This is a genomic window from Kiloniella sp., from assembly GCF_965205715.1.
In the GTDB taxonomy this organism is placed as follows: domain Bacteria; phylum Pseudomonadota; class Alphaproteobacteria; order Kiloniellales; family Kiloniellaceae; genus Kiloniella.
In genome coordinates this window covers 147,955-166,814 of the sequence record NZ_CBDBHW010000012.1, presented here as the reverse complement: position 1 = coordinate 166,814, position 18,860 = coordinate 147,955, and the positions used below count along the sequence as shown (strand labels likewise).

At 47.5% G+C, this 18,860-nt stretch carries 18 protein-coding genes; 11 read left to right on the top strand and 7 right to left on the bottom strand.

All coding sequences use genetic code 11. The features are described 5' to 3' along the window. The 4 genes from ACOGW3_RS11125 to ACOGW3_RS11110 form a co-directional block, all read left to right on the top strand. Positions 1-601 (top strand): efflux RND transporter periplasmic adaptor subunit (locus ACOGW3_RS11125; RefSeq protein ID WP_419903032.1); only part of this gene is annotated, 601 nt, incomplete at its 5' end. 2 nt (positions 602-603) lie between these two features. After that, positions 604-1,404: an efflux RND transporter permease subunit gene (locus tag ACOGW3_RS11120; RefSeq protein ID WP_419903031.1), complete on the top strand. Its 801-nt coding sequence runs from the start codon at positions 604-606 to the stop codon at positions 1,402-1,404. 74 nt (positions 1,405-1,478) lie between these two features. Further along, entirely contained in the window at positions 1,479-2,711 is a 1,233-nt protein-coding gene (locus tag ACOGW3_RS11115; protein ID WP_419901077.1) for an ISL3 family transposase, read from the top strand. Further along, positions 2,687-5,095 (top strand): efflux RND transporter permease subunit, encoded by a 2,409-nt coding sequence (locus ACOGW3_RS11110; protein ID WP_419903037.1) that lies wholly within the window; start codon positions 2,687-2,689, stop codon positions 5,093-5,095. The genes ACOGW3_RS11115 and ACOGW3_RS11110 overlap by 25 nt, the downstream gene beginning before the upstream one ends. A gap of 62 nt (positions 5,096-5,157) precedes the next feature. On the opposite strand, the gene ACOGW3_RS11105 is transcribed toward ACOGW3_RS11110, so the two are convergent. The 4 genes from ACOGW3_RS11105 to ACOGW3_RS11090 all read right to left on the bottom strand — a co-directional run bounded on the left by ACOGW3_RS11105 (position 5,158) and on the right by ACOGW3_RS11090 (position 10,161). Further along, positions 5,158-6,375: an NAD(P)/FAD-dependent oxidoreductase gene (locus ACOGW3_RS11105; protein ID WP_419903030.1), complete on the bottom strand. Its 1,218-nt coding sequence runs from the start codon at positions 6,373-6,375 to the stop codon at positions 5,158-5,160. A 92-nt stretch (positions 6,376-6,467) separates the two neighbouring features. Further along, positions 6,468-6,989 carry a translation initiation factor IF-3 gene (infC, locus tag ACOGW3_RS11100; protein ID WP_419903029.1) on the bottom strand — a complete coding sequence of 174 codons (522 nt, stop codon included), beginning with the start codon at positions 6,987-6,989 and terminating at the stop codon, positions 6,468-6,470. A 185-nt stretch (positions 6,990-7,174) separates the two neighbouring features. Then, complete coding sequence (gene thrS, locus ACOGW3_RS11095) at positions 7,175-9,094, bottom strand: threonine--tRNA ligase (protein ID WP_419903028.1); 1,920 nt, start codon at positions 9,092-9,094, stop codon at positions 7,175-7,177. 170 nt (positions 9,095-9,264) lie between these two features. After that, entirely contained in the window at positions 9,265-10,161 is an 897-nt protein-coding gene (locus ACOGW3_RS11090; protein ID WP_419903027.1) for a LysR family transcriptional regulator, read from the bottom strand. A gap of 213 nt (positions 10,162-10,374) precedes the next feature. Here ACOGW3_RS11090 and ACOGW3_RS11085 point away from each other — a divergent pair, with 213 nt between their 5' ends. Continuing rightward, the gene (locus ACOGW3_RS11085) at positions 10,375-11,439 is read left to right on the top strand and encodes a D-cysteine desulfhydrase family protein (RefSeq protein ID WP_419903026.1); all 1,065 of its coding nucleotides are present in this window, start codon (positions 10,375-10,377) and stop codon (positions 11,437-11,439) included. Between the two features lie 79 nt (positions 11,440-11,518). On the opposite strand, the gene ACOGW3_RS11080 is transcribed toward ACOGW3_RS11085, so the two are convergent. Next, positions 11,519-12,742 carry a glycosyltransferase family 4 protein gene (locus tag ACOGW3_RS11080; RefSeq protein ID WP_419903025.1) on the bottom strand — a complete coding sequence of 408 codons (1,224 nt, stop codon included), beginning with the start codon at positions 12,740-12,742 and terminating at the stop codon, positions 11,519-11,521. 31 nt (positions 12,743-12,773) lie between these two features. Here ACOGW3_RS11080 and ACOGW3_RS11075 point away from each other — a divergent pair, with 31 nt between their 5' ends. The 5 genes from ACOGW3_RS11075 to ACOGW3_RS11055 all read left to right on the top strand — a co-directional run bounded on the left by ACOGW3_RS11075 (position 12,774) and on the right by ACOGW3_RS11055 (position 16,181). Further along, positions 12,774-13,571, top strand: a complete 798-nt coding sequence (locus ACOGW3_RS11075) for an alpha/beta hydrolase family protein (RefSeq protein ID WP_419903024.1) — start codon at positions 12,774-12,776, stop codon at positions 13,569-13,571. 126 nt (positions 13,572-13,697) lie between these two features. Continuing rightward, entirely contained in the window at positions 13,698-14,660 is a 963-nt protein-coding gene (locus tag ACOGW3_RS11070; RefSeq protein WP_419903023.1) for a bifunctional helix-turn-helix transcriptional regulator/GNAT family N-acetyltransferase, read from the top strand. A 45-nt stretch (positions 14,661-14,705) separates the two neighbouring features. Then, positions 14,706-15,455 carry an AzlC family ABC transporter permease gene (locus ACOGW3_RS11065; protein WP_419903022.1) on the top strand — a complete coding sequence of 250 codons (750 nt, stop codon included), beginning with the start codon at positions 14,706-14,708 and terminating at the stop codon, positions 15,453-15,455. Then, positions 15,452-15,769, top strand: coding sequence for an AzlD domain-containing protein (locus tag ACOGW3_RS11060; protein WP_419903021.1), 318 nt, complete (start codon positions 15,452-15,454; stop codon positions 15,767-15,769). The genes ACOGW3_RS11065 and ACOGW3_RS11060 overlap by 4 nt, the downstream gene beginning before the upstream one ends. 40 nt (positions 15,770-15,809) lie before the next feature. After that, positions 15,810-16,181 carry a cupin domain-containing protein gene (locus ACOGW3_RS11055; protein WP_419903020.1) on the top strand — a complete coding sequence of 124 codons (372 nt, stop codon included), beginning with the start codon at positions 15,810-15,812 and terminating at the stop codon, positions 16,179-16,181. A gap of 30 nt (positions 16,182-16,211) precedes the next feature. Here ACOGW3_RS11055 and ACOGW3_RS11050 read toward each other — a convergent pair whose 3' ends face one another. After that, positions 16,212-17,099: an SDR family oxidoreductase gene (locus tag ACOGW3_RS11050; RefSeq protein ID WP_419903019.1), complete on the bottom strand. Its 888-nt coding sequence runs from the start codon at positions 17,097-17,099 to the stop codon at positions 16,212-16,214. A 102-nt stretch (positions 17,100-17,201) separates the two neighbouring features. On the opposite strand from ACOGW3_RS11050, the gene ACOGW3_RS11045 reads away from it, so the two are divergent. Further along, positions 17,202-17,981, top strand: a complete 780-nt coding sequence (locus tag ACOGW3_RS11045) for a tetratricopeptide repeat protein (RefSeq protein ID WP_419903018.1) — start codon at positions 17,202-17,204, stop codon at positions 17,979-17,981. A 22-nt stretch (positions 17,982-18,003) separates the two neighbouring features. Here the strand turns inward: ACOGW3_RS11045 and ACOGW3_RS11040 are convergent, their stop codons facing one another. Next, positions 18,004-18,675, bottom strand: coding sequence for a glutathione S-transferase family protein (locus ACOGW3_RS11040; RefSeq protein WP_419903017.1), 672 nt, complete (start codon positions 18,673-18,675; stop codon positions 18,004-18,006). Between the last annotated feature and the right edge of the window lie 185 nt (positions 18,676-18,860).

Below are 18,860 nucleotides of genomic sequence, written 5' to 3'. Positions count from 1 at the left end.
CGAAATATACAGCCCCATTGATGGACAAATCAGTCGATCAAAATATAGCGTGGGTAATCTTGTAAACTCCAACAGCGAACCACTCGCTACGATTACAAGTATGGATCCTATTTATGTAACCGTGCCTGTTAGCGATAAAATTATACTGGCAGAACGCCGCAAAGGATTGACCAAAGAAGCCCCTGTAATTCCAACACTCATCCTCTCTGATGGAAAACCATACCCCCTCGAAGGACGATTTAGCTTTTTGAACACAGAGGTCAACCAAGACACCAACACAATCCTCACCCGCGCCGTTTTTGCCAACCCCAATCGCATACTGGTTCCGGGTCAATTCGTAAGCGTTACGGTTCGCGACAAGAAAACCCAACGCGCCCTCGTTATCCCTCAAGCATCGGTACAAAAAGATCAGCAAGGATATTTCGCCCTTGTCGTCAATCGCGCAAACAAGGTTGAAGTCCGTCGCATTCAAGTTGGAGACCAGATCGGAACAGACTGGGTAATTCTAAACGGCCTTCTGAAAGGAGAACGCCTCATTGTTCAGGGCATTCAAAAGGTAAGACCAGATATGCTGGTCAACCCGGTTGAAGAAGGAGCCTGATCGTGTTCTCAGCTTTTTTCATCAATCGGCCGAAGTTTGCATTGGTTATATCCATTGTTATATCACTCGCCGGCCTCATCGCCCTTAATGCCCTGCCTATCGCAGAATACCCTGACATCGCCCCACCCCAGGTTAAAGTTTCCACAAGCTATCCAGGGGCGAATGCCACCGTTGTCGAACAATCTGTTGCCTCCCCGATTGAAGCTAAGGTCAATGGGGTCGACAACATGCTGTACATGTCCTCTACCAGTGGCAACGATGGGAGTTACGAACTAACTATTACCTTTGCGGTTGGTACAGATCCTGACATTGCGGCCGTGAATGTCCAAAATCGCGTTGCAACGGCCAACTCCTCCTTGCCACAAGATGTCATACGGCAAGGCGTCATCACTCAAAAGCAGTCAACCTCAATGCTTTTGGTTATCAACCTTGTCTCCCCTGATGAAAGTAAAGATTCCTTATTTCTCAGTAACTACGCATCAATCAACATTCAAGATGCACTTGCCAGGATTAATGGTGTCGGAAGTGTTTCACAGTTTGGAGCCCTCGATTACGGTATGCGCATCTGGCTTGACCCGGACAAACTGACCGCGCTAGAGCTTACGACCAAGGACATTTCAAATGCGATTGAAAGCCAAAACATACAGGCGACAGCAGGGCAATTGGGAGCGCCTCCATTCGAAGGGACGCCTCAATTTCAGTATACCTTACAAGCAAAAGGTCGCCTGACATCCGTCCCGGAATTCGAGCAAATTGTCGTCCGGGCCAACAGAGACGGTTCCGGCTCTTCTCCGCTTTGTTGAGTAGAAAAAGATGCCGACCTCCAAGTAACCTGTTGATATGTATGGTTTCTGATAACTTTACATAGAGCAGGTATATGACAATCAACATCTCGCAGCATATTTTAGGCCTCAAAGGGCAACGTGTAAATGAAATTAAACTGGATGACGGCGGTGTTAAGATTGTCATTCACTGCAGCCGAGACGCGCGTAGGAGGGCTATAGACCCTGCTACAGGCCAGAAGGGAAGCATCAACCAGCATGTCCGCCGACAAGTAAACGACATCCCCCTTTTTGGGTATCCTTGTGTGGTCGAGATTGAGCTGGCGCAGGTTTATATTAACAAGGGCGAACGCCGCATTGAGGGGTGTGATTTTGTTGATAAAGGGTGCCGTTTCACTCACCGATTTTGCCGACTGATCAGTGGATTATGTCGGCATATGTCTATTCAAGCGGTTTCCAGACATTTGGATATACGATGGGAAACGGTCAAGAATATCGACAGGGCATACCTTATTGAAACTCTCCCTACGCTTGATCCTGCAGAGCTAACTGGCTTGGAATATATTGGTGTAGATGAAGTTGCCCGGGCGAAAGGTCATGACTACATGACGGTGGTCTACGATATGGTTGGCGGTCATCTGATCTGGGTTGAAGCAGGCCGAACTGCCGAGGTTTTTTCAAGGTTTTTGAAACAACTGCAACCAGATACAGCCTGCAAAATAAAGGCCGTAGCGATGGATATGGGGCCTGCCTACCAAAAGGCTGTCAGAGAGTCCTTGCCGTTGGCCGACATAGTATTTGACCGTTTCCACGTCATGAAAAACTACAGCAAAGCTATCCATAATCAGCGTCGACTTGAGTTCAGAAAGGCCGATCCAAGTGGTAAAGAGTTGATGAAAGGGACGCATTATCTGTTGCTCAAAAATGCGGATAAGTTGAGTGAAAAACAAAGTGACAAGCTGCAAAGGTTGCTGGAGAGCAATAGCAACCTGAATGCACTTTACGTCTTGAAAGAACAGCTTCAGCTGCTGTGGAGTGCCGCTTCATTTGAGGCGATGGCGGAGCAACTGGAACGTTGGTGCCTGATAGCAGATCAGTCACAGATGCTCTATCTAAAAAAGTTCGCGAAATCCCTACGGAAACATTGTGTGGGCATCTGCAACTACGCCAAACACAAGCTCACAAGCGCCAGGATAGAGGCTGGTAATGTCAGTATAGGAATGATCCGTAAGCGAGCCAGAGGCATCAAGGATACCGAATACTTCAAACTCAAAATTAGACAATCATCCATTCCAGATAATCAATCTATGCTCTATTTGAAATCCTAAATCTACTCAACAAAGCGGAGAAGAGCCACGGTTCCTTTGTTAAACTGAAGGACGTCGCTCGCATCGAACTTGGGTCACAAAGCTATTCCTCCACATCCAAGCTAAACAACAAACCATCCGCAGCCATAGCCGTCTATCAATCTCCTGGGGCAAACGCACTGGATGTTGCCGATGGCATTTATGCGGAACTCAACCGCCTGTCAGACAGCTTCCCTCAAGGCGTCGAATACAAGATACTCTACGACACAACCAACTCGGTTCGAGCTTCTGTTAAAGAAGTTGTCGAAACCTTGATGATCACTTTTAGTCTTGTAGTCGCGGTGACTTTCTTCTTCCTGAGCGATTGGCGTTCGACACTTATTCCCACACTCGCCATCCCCGTTTCCCTTATCGGTACCTTTGGCATCCTCTATCTTATGGGCTTCAGCATTAACATGATCACTCTTTTTGCCATCATTCTGGCAATCGGGATCGTGGTGGATGACAGCATTATCGTCGTTGAAAATGTTCAAAGGATTATGAAAGAGACGGGCCAAAGCGCGAAAGATTCAACGCGTCAGGCAATGAAGGAAGTCACAGGACCTGTAGTTGCGACAACCCTTGTTCTTGTTGCAATTTTTGTCCCGGTATCCTTTATGCCCGGCATTACTGGAGAACTCTACAAACAGTTCTCTATAACCATTTGCGCCGCAGTGATCCTGTCTTCGGTCAACGCTCTAACACTCTCACCGGCTTTATGCGGTCTCCTCTTAAAACCAAGTACGGCTGAACCAAGAGGACCTCTTAAGTTTTTTGCAAACTTGGTCGACAAAACGCGCAATGGATACACCCGCGTAGCAGCACTTATGATCCGCCGCACACTATTATCCGTTGCCGTGTTTGCTATATTCATTGCCGCGACAGGCTATATGTTCACGACCGTTCCAACAGGCTTTCTTCCCATGGAAGACAAGGGTGTGTTTTTTGCGAACGTTCAACTCCCTGACGGCGCCTCACTTGACAGAACCAACAATGTCACGGCCCAAGTCACGGAGATGTTGTTACAAGAAGAAGCCGTAACAGACGTCATTTCAGTTGCAGGCTTCAGTATACTTTCCGGCGCAGCTTCCAACTCCTCACTCCTTATTCCTATTTTGAGCGATTGGGATGAACGAACGGCCCCAGAACTCCAGTGGTATAGAATTCTAAGACGACTTAATGGCAAACTTGCAAGCCTTGCCTCTGCGGAAGCTTTTGCATTCCCCTTGCCTCCCATATCAGGATTGGGAACAAGTGGTGGCGTGGAAGCTCAAGTACAGGATTATCTCGGCCGATCTCCTCAAGAACTTGCAGCTGCAGTACGAAGCCTTTCTTTTAGCGCAAACCAGCAGCCAGAACTAAGCAACGCATTTAGCACCTATTCAGCTAACATTCCCCAGTTGTTTCTCGAAGTTGATAGAGAAAAAGCACAGGTTCTTGGTATTCAAATCTCTGATATTTTCTCAACCTTGCAAGCAAACCTCGGCTCCTCTTACATCAACGACTTCAACCTTTTTGGTAAAGTCTATCGCGTACAAATTCAGGCCGAGGCCAAATACAGGGAAGGCATCAAAGACATTGAACGTCTCCATGTCAGAAATTCAAACGGCGACATGGTTCCGCTACGCACACTGATAGAGATCAAACCGATACTCGGCCCCCTATCGGTTACGCGATACAATCAGTTTAAAACGGCTTCCTTCACGGCCTCTCCGGCTACTGGTTACAGCACAGGTGATGCGATCGCAGCACTTGAACGGGCAGCCAAACAAGCCCTTCCCGAAGGCTACGGGATAGAATGGACAGGGACCTCAAAACAAGAGCAGGACGCCGGTGGTTATATCCTCATAATTTTCTCTCTTGCCCTAACTTTCGCCTACCTCTTTCTGGTCGCGCAATATGAAAGCTGGAGCGTGCCACTGTCTGTTATAACTTCTGTGGCTATTGCTGTATTTGGTGCTCTTGTCCCAATGACATTGTTTCCTTTTCTCGACAACAATCTCTATGCCCAGATTGGAATGGTCATGCTCATCGGTCTCGCAAGCAAGAGTGCTATTCTGATTGTTGAGTTTGCGAAAGAACGGCGTGAAGCAGGTCTGAGCATTCATGACGCCGCGCTTGAGGCTGCAAGCTTGAGATTTAGGGCCGTGATGATGACTGCCCTATCATTCATCCTAGGCGTCTTACCATTAATCTTCGCCAGTGGTGCAGGTGCTGCCAGTCGCGTTGCCGTAGGCTTTGTCGTATTTGGTGGCATGGTTGCAGCAACTTCAATTGGAATACTTTTCATTCCAACACTTTATGTAAGCTTCCAAACTATGCGTGAAGCCATCAACAAACGACTGTGGAAAACGAAAGAAAGCTAGAATAAAAGAGGCCGGATTTTCCGGCCTCTTCATTTTTAAAAACTATGATCGCAAAATATAAATCACTTCGATTTTCTTGCCCGTGCCTTGGCACACTGGTTTTGAAAGTCCTCAGAAACGGGATCGATAGCGCCAAACCTTTGGGGGGCAAAAGCACTGAGATCATAATTTGAGCGACCGGTAATCACGACTTCAGCGAGAGCTTCGCCAATCCCGCCAGAAGCCATCACCCCCGATCCACAACATCCAGCGGCAACGTAAAGCCCTGAAACAGGATCTGCCTGCCCTAAAATAAAATGCCCGTCAGGCGTATAGGCAGACAGGCCAGCCATGTAACTTTCGAAACGTGCGTTCTCAAGCCCTGGAAAAAAGGATGACACTCTGCTTTCGGCCTCGATGAGAGCATCCCATTCTGTCCCCTCTTCCGTGACAGCAAAAGAAAGAATATCTTCTGGAAGCCTGCGAAAATCAAACGTCCGCGATCTTTCTTCTTGTACACCAAGCAAGAGACCACCCACTTCTGGTCGCGTGTAAGCCCCAGCATCAGCGTGAACCAGCATTGGCTGATTGTCGGAAAAGTTCTTGTCCGGCGCAGCAATCCAAAAATGACTACGTGTAGGTATCATAGGCAATGCGACACCTAACGGCATCGTCAACTGGTTTGACCAAGACCCTCCCGCAACGACCACCTTATCACACAGAATGGTACCCTCGTTGGTATCTACCCCAACGATAGCTCCTTTATCCTGCTTTATAGATAAAACAGAAGTCCCCGTTTTAATTTTGGCGCCATAGCTTCTCGCAGCTTTTGCATAGGCAGATGTCAGTCGATAAGGATCAATATAGCCTTCATCCGGGAAGAAGACCGCAAGAGCATCCCTAGCTGTTCTCAGCCATGGAAGATGATCCTTACGCCAAAGCTCGTCGACCTTATTTGCCCGCAGCCCTTCTTCACGAGCACGCGTATATAGGTTGGTCAGGCTCTCACGGTGCTCGTCCCCCTCCGCAAGTCGAAGAGTGCCAACCGATTTGAAATCCAAAGCCTCACCCGTGATAGCTTCAAGTTCAGGAAAGACATTGAATGTACGACGGGACAACTGGTCCACTGCTGGCTTTGAAGATACCTGAAACATCAACCCTGCGGCCTGAGAAGATGAGGCCGTTGCAAGGTCCCGCCGCTCTAACAAAAGGACGTCTTTATGGCCCTGGCTTGCCAGATGATACGCAACGGAAGTCCCAAGGATACCACCGCCGATGACAATTACGGATGCTTTCTCCATACCTATACCCCCTATAGATCAGACCGATAAATTGCAGACACAAAAAAAGCCGCCCTATTTCAGAGCGGCTTTTTTATCGTATTCAGTAGAGCCTACTTCGGCGCCAAAATCATAATCATTTGGCGGCCTTCCATCTTGGGTCGCAACTCTGTCTTTGCGACTTCAATCAGATCAGTCTCAATCCGCTTAAGGACTTCGAGGCCAACCTCTTGGTGCGTAATCTCACGTCCGCGAAAGCGCATAGTCACTTTCACCTTGTCACCAGCGGAAATGAACTTCTGAGCGGCCCGCATTTTCACGTCATAATCGTGAGTATCGATATTTGGGCGAACCTTAAGTTCTTTGAGCTCAACAATTTTTTGCTTCTTGCGAGCTTCATTTTTCTTTTTCTGCGTTTCAAAACGAAAACGGCCATAATCCATAATCTTACAAACAGGTGGCTCCGCATTCGGAGAAACCTCTACAAGATCAAGACCAGCGTCGAATGCACGTTTCTGAGCATCCCGTGTTGGCACAACGCCAACCTGTTCACCGTCTGCATCTACCAGACGTACAGAGTTGACTGTAATTCGTTCGTTTACCCGCGGACCGTCGATGCGCGGGGGTGTCGTCATTGGTGCGCGTGCTATTGTCGTGCTCCCGTTTTTTCCGTTATCCCAAAATTGCAGGCTTTTGTCTGCAACAGGCTGTTACCCTAAAATACCAACCGTTTATATTGCGTTTACGCATAACACTTTCGTGTGGCGCATAATGCCAATAACCCGTACCAGTCGGCAACCCGAAAATTTAATTTTATCACTTACTTTTCAGCAGGTGACTTTGCTTCTTCAGTCAAAGAGCTAAGTGCTTCTTCCAAAGACATAATTTCTTGATTCTTACCGCCCAACCGACGCAGAGCAACTTTCCCTTCCTCTGCCTCTCGGCGACCAACCACAGCAATAACAGGTGTTTTACTAAGGCTATGCTCGCGGATCTTATAGTTAATTTTCTCATTACGCAAATCAGCTTGCACTCGGAGTCCCGCAGCTTTTAGCTTATCACGTACTTCCTCAGCATAATCATTTGCATCTGTCGTGATCGATGCAACAACGACTTGTTGCGGAGACATCCACAATGGGAACTTACCAGCATGCTGTTCGATCAAAATTGCGAGGAAACGTTCGAACGAACCCAAAATCGCACGGTGCAGCATAACAGGACGATGTCGTTTATCGTCTTCACCAATGTACGAAGCATCCAACCGTTCCGGTAGAACAACATCTACCTGCAATGTACCACACTGCCAGTCACGACCGATAGCATCCTTGAGGACAAACTCAAGTTTTGGCCCGTAGAAAGCACCTTCGCCTGGGTTCATCGTGTATTCAAGACCGGCTTCTTCGACAGCTTCTCTCAAAGCGGCTTCAGCTTTATCCCAGGACTCATCTGTACCAGCACGTCTTTCTGGTCGATCAGAAAACTTTACGACAATCTCATCAAACCCAAGATCTTTGTATACCGTTTTCAGGAGATCACAAAAAACAACAGTTTCGCTATTAATTTGCCCCTCGGTACAGAAGATATGAGCATCATCCTGAGTAAATGCGCGTACACGCATCAAACCATGCAAAGCCCCTGATGGTTCATTTCTGTGACAAGCGCCAAACTCGGCCATACGTAACGGAAGGTCGCGATAACTGGTTTGTCCTTGTTTGAAGATCTGAACGTGACCAGGACAGTTCATCGGCTTGACCGCAAGTGTTCGATCATCTTCAGATGTGGCAACGAACATATCTTCCCGGAATTTCTCCCAGTGCCCGGAAGCTTCCCACAATGCGCGATCAATTAGCTGAGGGGTCTTAACTTCCTGATATCCGCCAACTTCAAGACGCTTTCTCATGTATTCTTCGAGTGAGCGATAAAGCGCCCAGCCTTTTGGATGCCAAAATACGGACCCCGCAGCTTCTTCCTGCATATGGAAGAGCCCAAGCTCTTTACCCAGGCGGCGGTGGTCACGCTTTTCGGCTTCCTCCAACATCTGAAGATATTTTTTCAGCTGTTTTTCATCAAGCCAGCAGGTACCATAAATACGTTGAAGCTGATCGTTGTCTTTATCCCCGCGCCAATAAGCACCAGAGACTTTCATCAACTTAAAGCCCTTGCCAATTCTACCGGTCGAAGGCGCGTGTGGCCCACGGCATAAATCGAGCCAGTCACCTTGGCGGTAAATCGTAAGATCTTCATCGCCCGGAATGTTATCAACATGCTCGGCTTTGTACTTTTCGCCTTTAGAAGCAAAGAGTTCTTTAGCTTTTGCACGGTCCCAAATTTCACAAACGAAAGCCTCATCGCGCGCGATGATTTCATGCATTTTGGCTTCAATTTGTTCCAGATCATTAACAGAGAAAGGCTCATCACGGGCAAAATCGTAATAAAAACCAACTTCAGTCGCAGGACCAAAAGTAACCTGTGTCTCAGGATAAAGCTCCTGAACGGCTTCAGCCATCACATGCGCACAATCATGGCGCAGCAAGTCCAGAGCAGCAGGGTGTTTCCGGGTCACAATTTCTAAGGTCGCATCCGTGGTAATGGTATAGGTTGTGTCTCTCAACTCACCGTTTACCACCACAGCTAAAGCATCTTTGGCCAAACGCGGGCCAATAGATTCTGCTACCTCATGTCCTGTTACAGGACCATCATATTTGCGCTGACTTTCGTCAGGCAATGTAATTGTGACCATTGGAAATCGTTCTCGGTTATAGTTCTATCAACTTAGGAATATTTAATCTTGTAGAGTTTCAGCAATGTAAAAGGATTCCTTGTCCTGTCAAGCAAAGGCCCTAGGAATCTACCAATCTTTGACGAATATACAACATTGTGGCTTTAAACAGGATTTCTTCTTCAACTTACCTAGTTTGATTCGTTTCTCATTTGAAAAAAATTGAGAAGTTCAATAAGAACAGGTGAAGACTTACGGTAACGCGCCGTCACAAAGCAAAACTCCCATGTCATTTCAGGTTCAATGGGCACTCTAACAACGCGAGCTGCGTTGCTTTCACGCGCAATACCTTCATCCATCAAAGACAGCCCCGCTCCTTCTTCCACAAGGCGTAGAGCTATTCTCTGAGTTCGGACCTCTGCAACGAAGTTGGGCTCGATTGAGCGTTGCCTAAAAAGCTCCATAGCCTGATAACGAAAAGGGCTTCCAGAACCGATTGAGATAAAATCCTGGCCATTCAAATCATCAAGATCAATTCGTTTCAAAGAAACAAATTCGTGCCCTTGAGGTACTGCGCAAATTACAGGAGATTTTTTCCACGGGTAAACCCTCAGTGATGGGTTGCGAACAGGCAAGGCAACAATGCCAAGATCAAATTGCCCAGAAGCAACCAACTCAATCACTTGTGTCATGCCAAACGACTCTATTTCGACAAAAATGCCTTTGTGCTCAGCCATGAAGCCGCCAACAACAGATGCAACCTCTCCATCCGCATAAGCAGGCAGAGCAGCAATACGAATATGACCAACCTTGCCTTGCCTAATGGCTTCAGCTTTTTGCTCGATATCCGAGACTGCTTTTATAGAAAGTCTGGCTTCTTCGAAAAATCGGCGCCCATTTACCGTCAACTCCAGGGATCGCCCCAACCTTTCAAACAACTTAAAACCGACGCCCTCCTCTAGAGTTCTGAGAAGGTGACTAATTGCAGGCTGGGTCACATTGAGATATTCCCCTGCAGCTTTGACAGAGCCAAGATCAACCACAGTATGAAAGGCTTCAAGTTGTTTGTGTGTTATCCGTGCTGACACGCCTATTTCCTTAAAACTCGACCACAATTCATTAGGTTATTTTAATTAAAAGAAAGAATTTCTCAATTTTTCTTATGATTACGATGTCTTAGTTTTGAAATGGTCAGAACAATTCATACACTCAACTAAAGACTTTATATGAACAAGAGCTTGTCGTAACGTTTTGATCCTGTGATATATTACTTCAATTGGCTCAGCCAGAGGACCTGTCTAATGACATTACTCAACTCCCCTTCACCGGAAGAACTCATTCCTGAGCTTTCTCATCATAAGAGAGTCCCTCTCGGGCATGGCCCAACGCCAATTGATCATCTGCCGCAATTGGGAAAAGAGCTCGGTATAAAGCTCTGGGCAAAAAGGGATGACTGCAATGGTCTTGTCTTTGGGGGCAATAAAGTTAGGCAACTCGAATACTACCTGGGTCCCGGCGTGGAACAAAATGCAGATACCGTCCTGATCACTGGTGCATTGCAATCTAACTTTGTTCGATTAACTGCAGCTGCCGCTTGCAAGCTTGGCTGGCAAGCCCATGTTCAGCTTGAAGAACGGGTGCCCAGTGACGACGCCCTTTATCGTAGTTCAGGAAATATATTTCTCAACAATCTTCTCGGTGCAGAAATATCATATTTTCCTGAGGGGGAGGATGAAGCTGGTGCTGACAAGGCCTTGGATGATCGCGCCGATGTACTGAGAAAAAATGGTCGTCGGCCCTATGTCATCCATCTCGGACTAAACTCTCTACCACTCGGAGGCTTAGGCTATGTCAGAGCTGCCGAAGAAACATGGGAACAGGTAAAACAAGCAGGGAACGAACCTGATTATGTTGTCATTCCCTCTGGAAGCGGATTAACCCACGCTGGATTTCTGGTCGGCGCCAGAGCAATTGGCTGGAATATTCCCATTATCGGCATTTGCGTCAGACGGGGCCGTCCCAGTCAGATCGCAAGGATTGCCCAGCGCGCTAAAGAGATAGAAGACATGATAGGCCGCTCCGGCCTGATCAAAGAGAGTGATATCGAGATTTCAGACGCTGTGCTCGCCCCTGGCTACGGCAAGATGAATAAAGCCGTGCAAGAAGCTATAGATAAGTCAGCACAGCAAGAAGCGCTCATCCTCGATCCGGTATATAGTGGCAGGACAATGGCCGGCTTATTTGAACAGGTTCGAAGAAACAGGATCCCCCAGGGCTCAAAGGTTCTCTTCATTCACACCGGTGGAAACCCCGCCATTTTTGCCTATCAAAATGCGATCACCAACTTTAGCCAGTTGAGTAGCTAGCAAACCATTTTGAATAGAGTTAAGCACACCCTGTTTGCATGATATTAACTAAAGATATCAACGCGAGCAGGATGGTGGCTTAATTTGGCTTTTTGGCATTTACCAATTCGTGATAAACGCCCACGGTCTTTGCGCACATTAGCTTCTTTGTAAAGAGTTGCTGCACACGCTCCTGACCTTTGAGTGAGAGAATTTCTCTCTCCCGCGCATTTAGTCCCAAAGCTCTGCGAATCGCTCGGGCACAACTCTCAGCATCGCCATTTTCAAAAAGAAAACCTGTTTCATTTGGAAGCAGTTGTTCTTTGGCCCCACCGTGGTCACTTGCAACTACCGGACGGCCCATGGCTTGTCCCTCACTGACCACTCGTCCAAATCCTTCAGGATCTGTCGAAGCAGAAACGACCACATCAGAAAGCATATAGGCTGATGGCATGTCGTCACAGTCGTCCATAATAAATGCACGTCCGACAAGATCCAAATCCACGATCATTTTCTCAAGCTCGTCGCGGTACCCCTTACGCCCCTGATCTGAACCAACCAGCGCACAGCATAAATCCAGATCTCGCAAGTGGGTTAAAGCTTCTAAAAGGACAGTCTGACCTTTCCAGCGTGTGAGGCGACCAGGCAACATGATCAACGGCACACCATCCGGTAAGCGCCAGCTGTTCGAAAGCTTGATAACCCGAACAGCACTTACGGTGTGCGGGCTAAAGCTATCCGTATCCATACCACGATGGACAATGCGGATTTTACCTTCATCAACCTGATAGTTTGTTTTGATGTAACTCGACACAAACTCTGAAATAGAGATAACAATGTCGCCCTTGGTCATTATCGAATTGTAATAACGCTTAAAGCGATTGTGTATGTTGTAAGGCGCGTGAACCGTTGTCACAAAAGGCACACCAGTTTTACGAGCCGCGCGATGTGCCGGCCTTGCAGGAGCCCGCGATCTGGCGTGTACAATATCAACACCGCGTTCTTTAATCAGCTTTGCCAACCGCCCCGTGTTACGCCACATGGTCCAAGGATTTTTCGAGTGAGCAGGGAGTTCAACGTGCTCAGCACCAGCAATCTTTAGCCGAGCAACAAGCTGCCCGCCCTTTGAAGCGACTATGGCTTTGCCACCAGCTTCGATAATGGCTTTCGCCATATCAAGTGTTCCGCGTTCTACACCGCCAGAATCCATAGCGGGAACGACCTGGAGCACAGTTATCGGCGTGCCATCAGCTTTTACAAGAGAAGGAAGCACCGGGGTAGCGGCTTCAGATATCATGGTGTTAAGGTAAGTACTATCAGTCATATTTCGGTTACTTCAGGAGTCCTATTTTTTTATGCCCAATAGCGATACAGCGTCCAATAGTGATACAGGTCAATCTGCACAACTTCCAGCATTTATCGAACGCCCTGATGGGGAGCGTATAGCCTATATCAAGACAGAAGGCGACAAGGATTTACCTGGCATCGTCTTTCTTGGTGGCTATATGTCCGACATGACAGGGTCAAAAGCAACAGCTCTGGAAGAGTTCGCAATCAATAACAATCAAAGTTTTGTTCGTTTTGACTATATGGGGCATGGACAGTCATCTGGCAAGTTCACTGATGGAACAATTGGCCGCTGGACCGAAGATGCTCTCGCTGTGATCGATGAATTGACCTCCGGCCCCCAAGTTTTGGTCGGGTCTTCCATGGGTGGGTGGATTATGTTCAATACCGCTCTTAAGCGGCCAGAACGTAGCAAAGCACTTGTTGGGATCGCTGCTGCGCCTGACTTCACCCAGGATCTTATGTGGGATATCTTTTCCGAAGAAATAAAAGATACCCTCCTAAGTGAAGGTGTTTATTACGAACCGAGTGAATACGGCGACGAGCCCTATGCCATTACCCTTAATTTAATAGAAGAAGGTCGCCAGCACCTCTTACTAGGCAAACAACAGCCGATTGATTGCCCAGTAAGATTAATTCAAGGCATGAAAGACGTAGATGTGCCGTGGGATATCGTACCTCGCATTGTCGATTCGGTACGGGCTGATGACGTTGAAGTCACGCTGGTTAAGAACGGTGACCACCGTTTATCCGAACCCCACGACCTCCAGCGACTTAGAAAAATCATTAAAGAGATCAGTTGCTAAGCAAGGCTCAACCTCTTCTACACACTCCCCTAAAGCAGTCCAGATTATCGCGGCTGCTTTTTCTTCTTTTCTAAGAAAGGTGTTTTTGATAGAATATTATGTAACCAGTTACGTAATAGGTTTATTATGAATTTTCTCGCCTCCCTCGGAAGCCTCACATTAGGTAGTCGCCTAAAACGTTTGAGCGATACCCTTTTTAATGAGGTCAACATTATCTATGAGAAAACAGGTCTGACCATTCAGGCCGGTTACTTCCCACTCTTCTACCTCCTGTATAAAGAGGGAGCTGTTTCAGTGTCTGATTGCGCCTCAGCGACTGGTGTAAGCCATCCGGCAATCAGTAAAATGGCTCGAAAGATGGTTGAAGAAGGATGGATTGAGAAAAAGCCATCTCCAAAAGATGAACGTACCCAGTTATTGACCTTATCTGATCAGGCAAAACATGCATTGCCAAAGCTCATTCCGATCTGGGATGAAATCAAACGCTCCCTCGACGGTATGTTGTCAGATACCGAGCCTGGAAATCTACTCAACCAACTTCTCAATCTCGAGAAGCTGAATGAGGATGCCCCGCTCAGTCAAAGAGTTCTCAACAACCTGGCAGATCCATATCTGTCAGGAAATATTGAAATCATCAATTGGGATCCAAAGTATGCCGCATCATTCAAAGAATTAAACAAAGAATGGTTGGATTACTATTTCTTAAATCTCCAGGAAGAATGGGACAAAGATTCCCTTGATAATCCCGGGGGTTACTACCTTTCACGTGGAGGCACAATCTTCTTCGGCCTTTGCGGGGGAACCCCTGTAGGCACCTGTGCTCTCGCCAGGGTTACAGATGATCTTTATGAAATTTCCAAAGTTGGTGTAACACCTCCGGCCCAGTCCAGAGGCATTGGGCGTCGACTGATCGTTGCAGCCCTTAACGAAGCCCGCCGTTTAGGGGCAAAAAAAGTCTTTTTGGAAAGCAATCGCAAACTTGTTAATGCGCAAAAACTGTATCGAAAGTTAGGGTTTTGCGAAGTGCCTCATCCCAATGGGAAATCGGACTACAAACGCGCAAACATCTATATGACAGTAACACTATGAGTACGAATAATGAATAATCTCCAGCAACCGGATAACTGCCCCACAATGGGTACAATTGTAAGCGACAATCAAAAGCTGCCAAGTAAAGAAATCCTGAAAGAGATCTTTGCAGGGTCCAGAGCAACGATCCCTATGGTCGTGGGCGCTATTCCTTTCGGTATTATATTTGGAACTCTTGCCGACCAAAGCGGACTATCACCGATTGCTGCAATTGCGATGTCTATATTTGTTTTTGCAGGCTCTTCCCAGTTTATTGCTCTTGGGTTGCTAGCTGCGGGTACAGGGCCACTGATCATTATCGCGACGACTTTTATCGTAAACTTACGCCACTTGCTTTACTCCGCAGCCATTGTTGATGACGTCAAGCACCTCTCCGCCCCCTGGCGTGCCCTCATTGCCTTTGGCCTCACAGATGAGAGTTTTGCCACGATCGCCGACAAGATCAGGAAGTCTGACGATGCCTGGCGCCTGAAATCAGTTCAATGGTTCTACCTGGGCTCCTTTAGCACCATGTATGGCAACTGGATACTCTGCACTATTATAGGCATCACCCTGGGCGAACTGGTACCTGGCATGAGCAATTGGGGTCTCGATTTTGCTATGTCAGCAACCTTTATCGGTATGGTTCTGCCTTACTTAAATACGAGGCCGATGATGGCTTGTGTTTTAGTAGCCGGTGCAATGTCCCTGGGCACCGCTGACATGCCGCACAAACTCGGACTTATGGTTTCCGCATTATCAGCCCTGGCCGTAGGCCTTTCCTACCACCTCGTTAGCCGGAAGAAAAAATCATGACTGAAGCCCTTATGATTGCAGGCATGGCCTTTGTTACCTTTGGCATTCGTTATGTTTTACTCGCCTCTGCGGGTCACTTCACTTTTCCGAGCTGGGCAAAAGCAGGCCTCAACTTCGTCCCGCCTGCCGTTTTAACAGCCATTATCGTTCCAGCAGTTCTTATTCCCAATGGCAACGGGATTGAATTCAATTTGCAGAACGCGTCCTTGCTCGCTGCCTGCGTTACTGTGGTCGTCGGTCTCATCCGAAAGGATCTCCTGACGACCATCGTAGTCGGAATGATCGCCTTTGGCCTCTTCAGGTGGCTGCTTTAATTGCGCACCACTCATACACATAGCTTAAATTGGAACACCAATGACTGACCGTAATGTTGTTAATTTACCAAAAGCCTTGGACGAGTTGAGTGACCAGTGGTCGCCGAAAATTCTTGCCCGGGTAAACGATCAATACGTGAAAGTTGCCAAAATTCAGAACGAATTTGTCTGGCATAAACACGATAATGAAGACGAGCTATTCTATATTATCAAGGGTAGCTTACAGATGCAGTATCAAGACAAAACCCTCACGTTGAACGAAGGGGATATGCATGTCGTGCCCAAAGGCGTTATGCATAATCCAGTAGCAGAAGAAGAGTGCTGGATTATGCTCGTAGAACCCGTTGCAACCGCTCACACAGGTGATGTTGTAACTGATCGCACACGCAGTCTCGAAGAACAACTGGGTTAGAGCAGAGCAAAGGCCTTCTTTAACTCATGATTAGAGAAGGCTTTTTAAGCCGGCTTGATAATCTGGATAACGAAGCTCAACTCCCAGTTCTTGAGTAATACGTTGGTTATCAACTCTTTTATTATCAAGCCAAAAGGTCCGTGCCATCGGGCTCATATCGGCCTCTTCAAAGGATACCAACGGCGGAGGGTCAACGCCCAAAAGCTCACTTGCAAAGGTCGTTACCCTCCAAGGCTCCTCAGGAGCATTGTCACACACATTATAAATTCGACCAGGATTTGGTTTTTCCAATGAAGCCATGAGGACATTCGCAATATCCTCAACATGAATACGGCTAAAAATATGACCGGGCTTTTGAATGCGTTGTTTTACTCGACCAGATCGGAGTGAATCCAGAGGACTTCTGCTTGGCCCATATATTCCTGCTAACCGAAAAATATGTACAGGAACCTGAGAGTCTTCAAAGAGATCAAGCCATCTTCGCTCTGCAAAAGCCCGCTGCTCGCTTCTCGGGCTAGAAGGATTGAGTTCATCCTCTTCTCGAACCAGGCCACCATCCCGGTTACCATAAACCCCGGTGGTAGATAAGTAGGACAACCAATTCAAGCTACCACATGCCGCAATATCAGCGGCGTGATGATCTAAAACAGCATCTCCTTCTTTTCCTGGTGGTACGGAAGTTACGATGTGAGTAACTCCCTCCAAAGCTGCGCCTGGATTAACAAGAGGAGAACCTCTATCAAAGGGATAAATCCTGAAGCCCTCGGCCTGAAGAGCTTCCATCTTACCACGGTCTTTTTCTGTATCAGGTCGCACTGTACCTGATACAATCCACCCCTGCGCTTTTAGTCGACGTGCAAAAACCAGAGCGGAATAACCCAGCCCAAAACAGAAAAGATGGTTAGAAATTTGCGTCATGCGCCCCTCGATCTCGAAATTGCCTAATTCCTTATATAGGGTCCACAACACAACAAGAAAGCAAAGCTTGCCAAGAACACTTTTTATGGTCCAAATGCCGCAATGATTAAAAAACAAATATTACCCACCACCCTGCTTTCACTCATTATCGCGGGCAGCCTTTCCCATAGCGTTGAGGCTTCGGGAAAAAAGAAGCCGATAAACCACGAAGAGCAATACATTGCTTGTATTAAGTTGGTAGAACGGCGCCCTGATGCAGCTTTTGAATCTGCTCTGTCCTGGGCTTCTCAAGGTGGCGGGTTCCCGGCAGAACATTGCGCGACCCAAGCGCTTTACGCCCTAAAAATATATGACGCCGCAGCAACTCGTCTGGAAAAACTCGCCGACGCGATGAAAACGGACAACATTGAGCTTCGCTCACAGCTGCTTCATCAAGCCGGGCGCGCCTGGTATGACCACGGTGACTTGGAACGTGCCTTCGCCGTACAAAGCACCGCGATAACCCTCTATCCCGATGGTACAGATTATTATATCGACAGAGCTGAAATCCTTGCCGAGCTAGGGCGATTTGACGAAGCCCTCATCGACCTGGAAGTAGCTCACAGCTTAGATAATGAGCGTGACGACATCATCACCTTGCGGGCAACAGCCAAACGCTATCTTGGGGATGATCTCGGCGCCAAAGCCGATATAGACATGGCTTTAGAATTAAACCCTGATAATCTTGAAGCACTTTTAGAGCGAGGCATTCTCAAACGAATCAGCGGTGACGATATAGGAGCACGAGAAGACTGGCTGCGGATCGTAAATGTCGCACTGGGTACACCAGCAGCGGATGCAGCTCAGCGTAATCTCGAAAAACTAGACGTTAAGATCGAGTAGAGCTTCAGCCGAATAACCTCACTTAAAAATCAAGATCGGCATAATGCTTCGGTGGTGGCACGCCAGGAATCAGGTCGGTAAGAACACCCCGCATACACGGACGTGACTTCACTCGTGCATACCAATCCTTGGCACCAACGTGATCTTTCCAGGGAACATCACCCATATAATCAAGAGATGAAATATGCGATGCCGCAGTAATATCTGCCAGAGAGAAGTCATCCCCTGCGAGCCAGGTTCGACGATCGGTTAGCCAGGCAATATAATCCAGATGATAGTGAATATTGGCATGCCCTGCACGAATGGCCTGAGAATTTGGTTCCCCCAAACCAAGGAAACGCTTGAGCATTTTTTCTTCCACCAGGTTTGTGGTTACTTCACGCCTGAATTTATCATCAAACCAGGCGACGATCCGGCGTACCTCGGCCCGCGACAGAGGATCTTCCCCGAGTAAGGTATTCTCAGGATAAGCTTCTTCCAAATACTCTGAGATTACCTGAGCTCCACCGGTTATGCAGGTCCCGTCAGATTCCACCAACACGGGGACCTCTCCCGCTGGATTGAGTTTTAAAAACTCGTCCCGGCGTTCCCAGACTTTTTCGGCGTACAGTTCGCATTCCAGCTTCTTTTCCCGCAATAACATACGGATTTTACGACAGCCAGAATCGAGTGGAAGATGGTGAAGCTTTCTCATTAGCCCGACTATAACGCTGGTAGCCTTACGAGAAAACCTCGGAAAATACGGATATCAAAAAGAACACAGACCACGAGACAAAGCACCAGAACATTTTGTTTTATAAGGAAGATCAGCTTTGCCCTATAAAAGTGTCTGGATAAAGACGATATTGGTTTTTAAACCACATCATTTTAAATTTCTTT

Coding starts and splice junctions, on each gene's coding strand:
- ACOGW3_RS11115 (WP_419901077.1), top strand. CDS start 1,479: ATGACAATCAACATCTCGCAGCATATTTTAGGCCTCAAAGGGCAACGT.
- ACOGW3_RS11105 (WP_419903030.1), bottom strand. CDS start 6,375: ATGGAGAAAGCATCCGTAATTGTCATCGGCGGTGGTATCCTTGGGACT.
- infC (WP_419903029.1), bottom strand. CDS start 6,989: ATGACGACACCCCCGCGCATCGACGGTCCGCGGGTAAACGAACGAATT.
- thrS (WP_419903028.1), bottom strand. CDS start 9,094: ATGGTCACAATTACATTGCCTGACGAAAGTCAGCGCAAATATGATGGT.
- ACOGW3_RS11085 (WP_419903026.1), top strand. CDS start 10,375: ATGACATTACTCAACTCCCCTTCACCGGAAGAACTCATTCCTGAGCTT.
- ACOGW3_RS11080 (WP_419903025.1), bottom strand. CDS start 12,742: ATGACTGATAGTACTTACCTTAACACCATGATATCTGAAGCCGCTACC.
- ACOGW3_RS11075 (WP_419903024.1), top strand. CDS start 12,774: ATGCCCAATAGCGATACAGCGTCCAATAGTGATACAGGTCAATCTGCA.
- ACOGW3_RS11070 (WP_419903023.1), top strand. CDS start 13,698: ATGAATTTTCTCGCCTCCCTCGGAAGCCTCACATTAGGTAGTCGCCTA.
- ACOGW3_RS11065 (WP_419903022.1), top strand. CDS start 14,706: ATGGGTACAATTGTAAGCGACAATCAAAAGCTGCCAAGTAAAGAAATC.
- ACOGW3_RS11060 (WP_419903021.1), top strand. CDS start 15,452: ATGACTGAAGCCCTTATGATTGCAGGCATGGCCTTTGTTACCTTTGGC.
- ACOGW3_RS11055 (WP_419903020.1), top strand. CDS start 15,810: ATGACTGACCGTAATGTTGTTAATTTACCAAAAGCCTTGGACGAGTTG.
- ACOGW3_RS11050 (WP_419903019.1), bottom strand. CDS start 17,099: ATGACGCAAATTTCTAACCATCTTTTCTGTTTTGGGCTGGGTTATTCC.
- ACOGW3_RS11045 (WP_419903018.1), top strand. CDS start 17,202: ATGATTAAAAAACAAATATTACCCACCACCCTGCTTTCACTCATTATC.
- ACOGW3_RS11040 (WP_419903017.1), bottom strand. CDS start 18,675: ATGAGAAAGCTTCACCATCTTCCACTCGATTCTGGCTGTCGTAAAATC.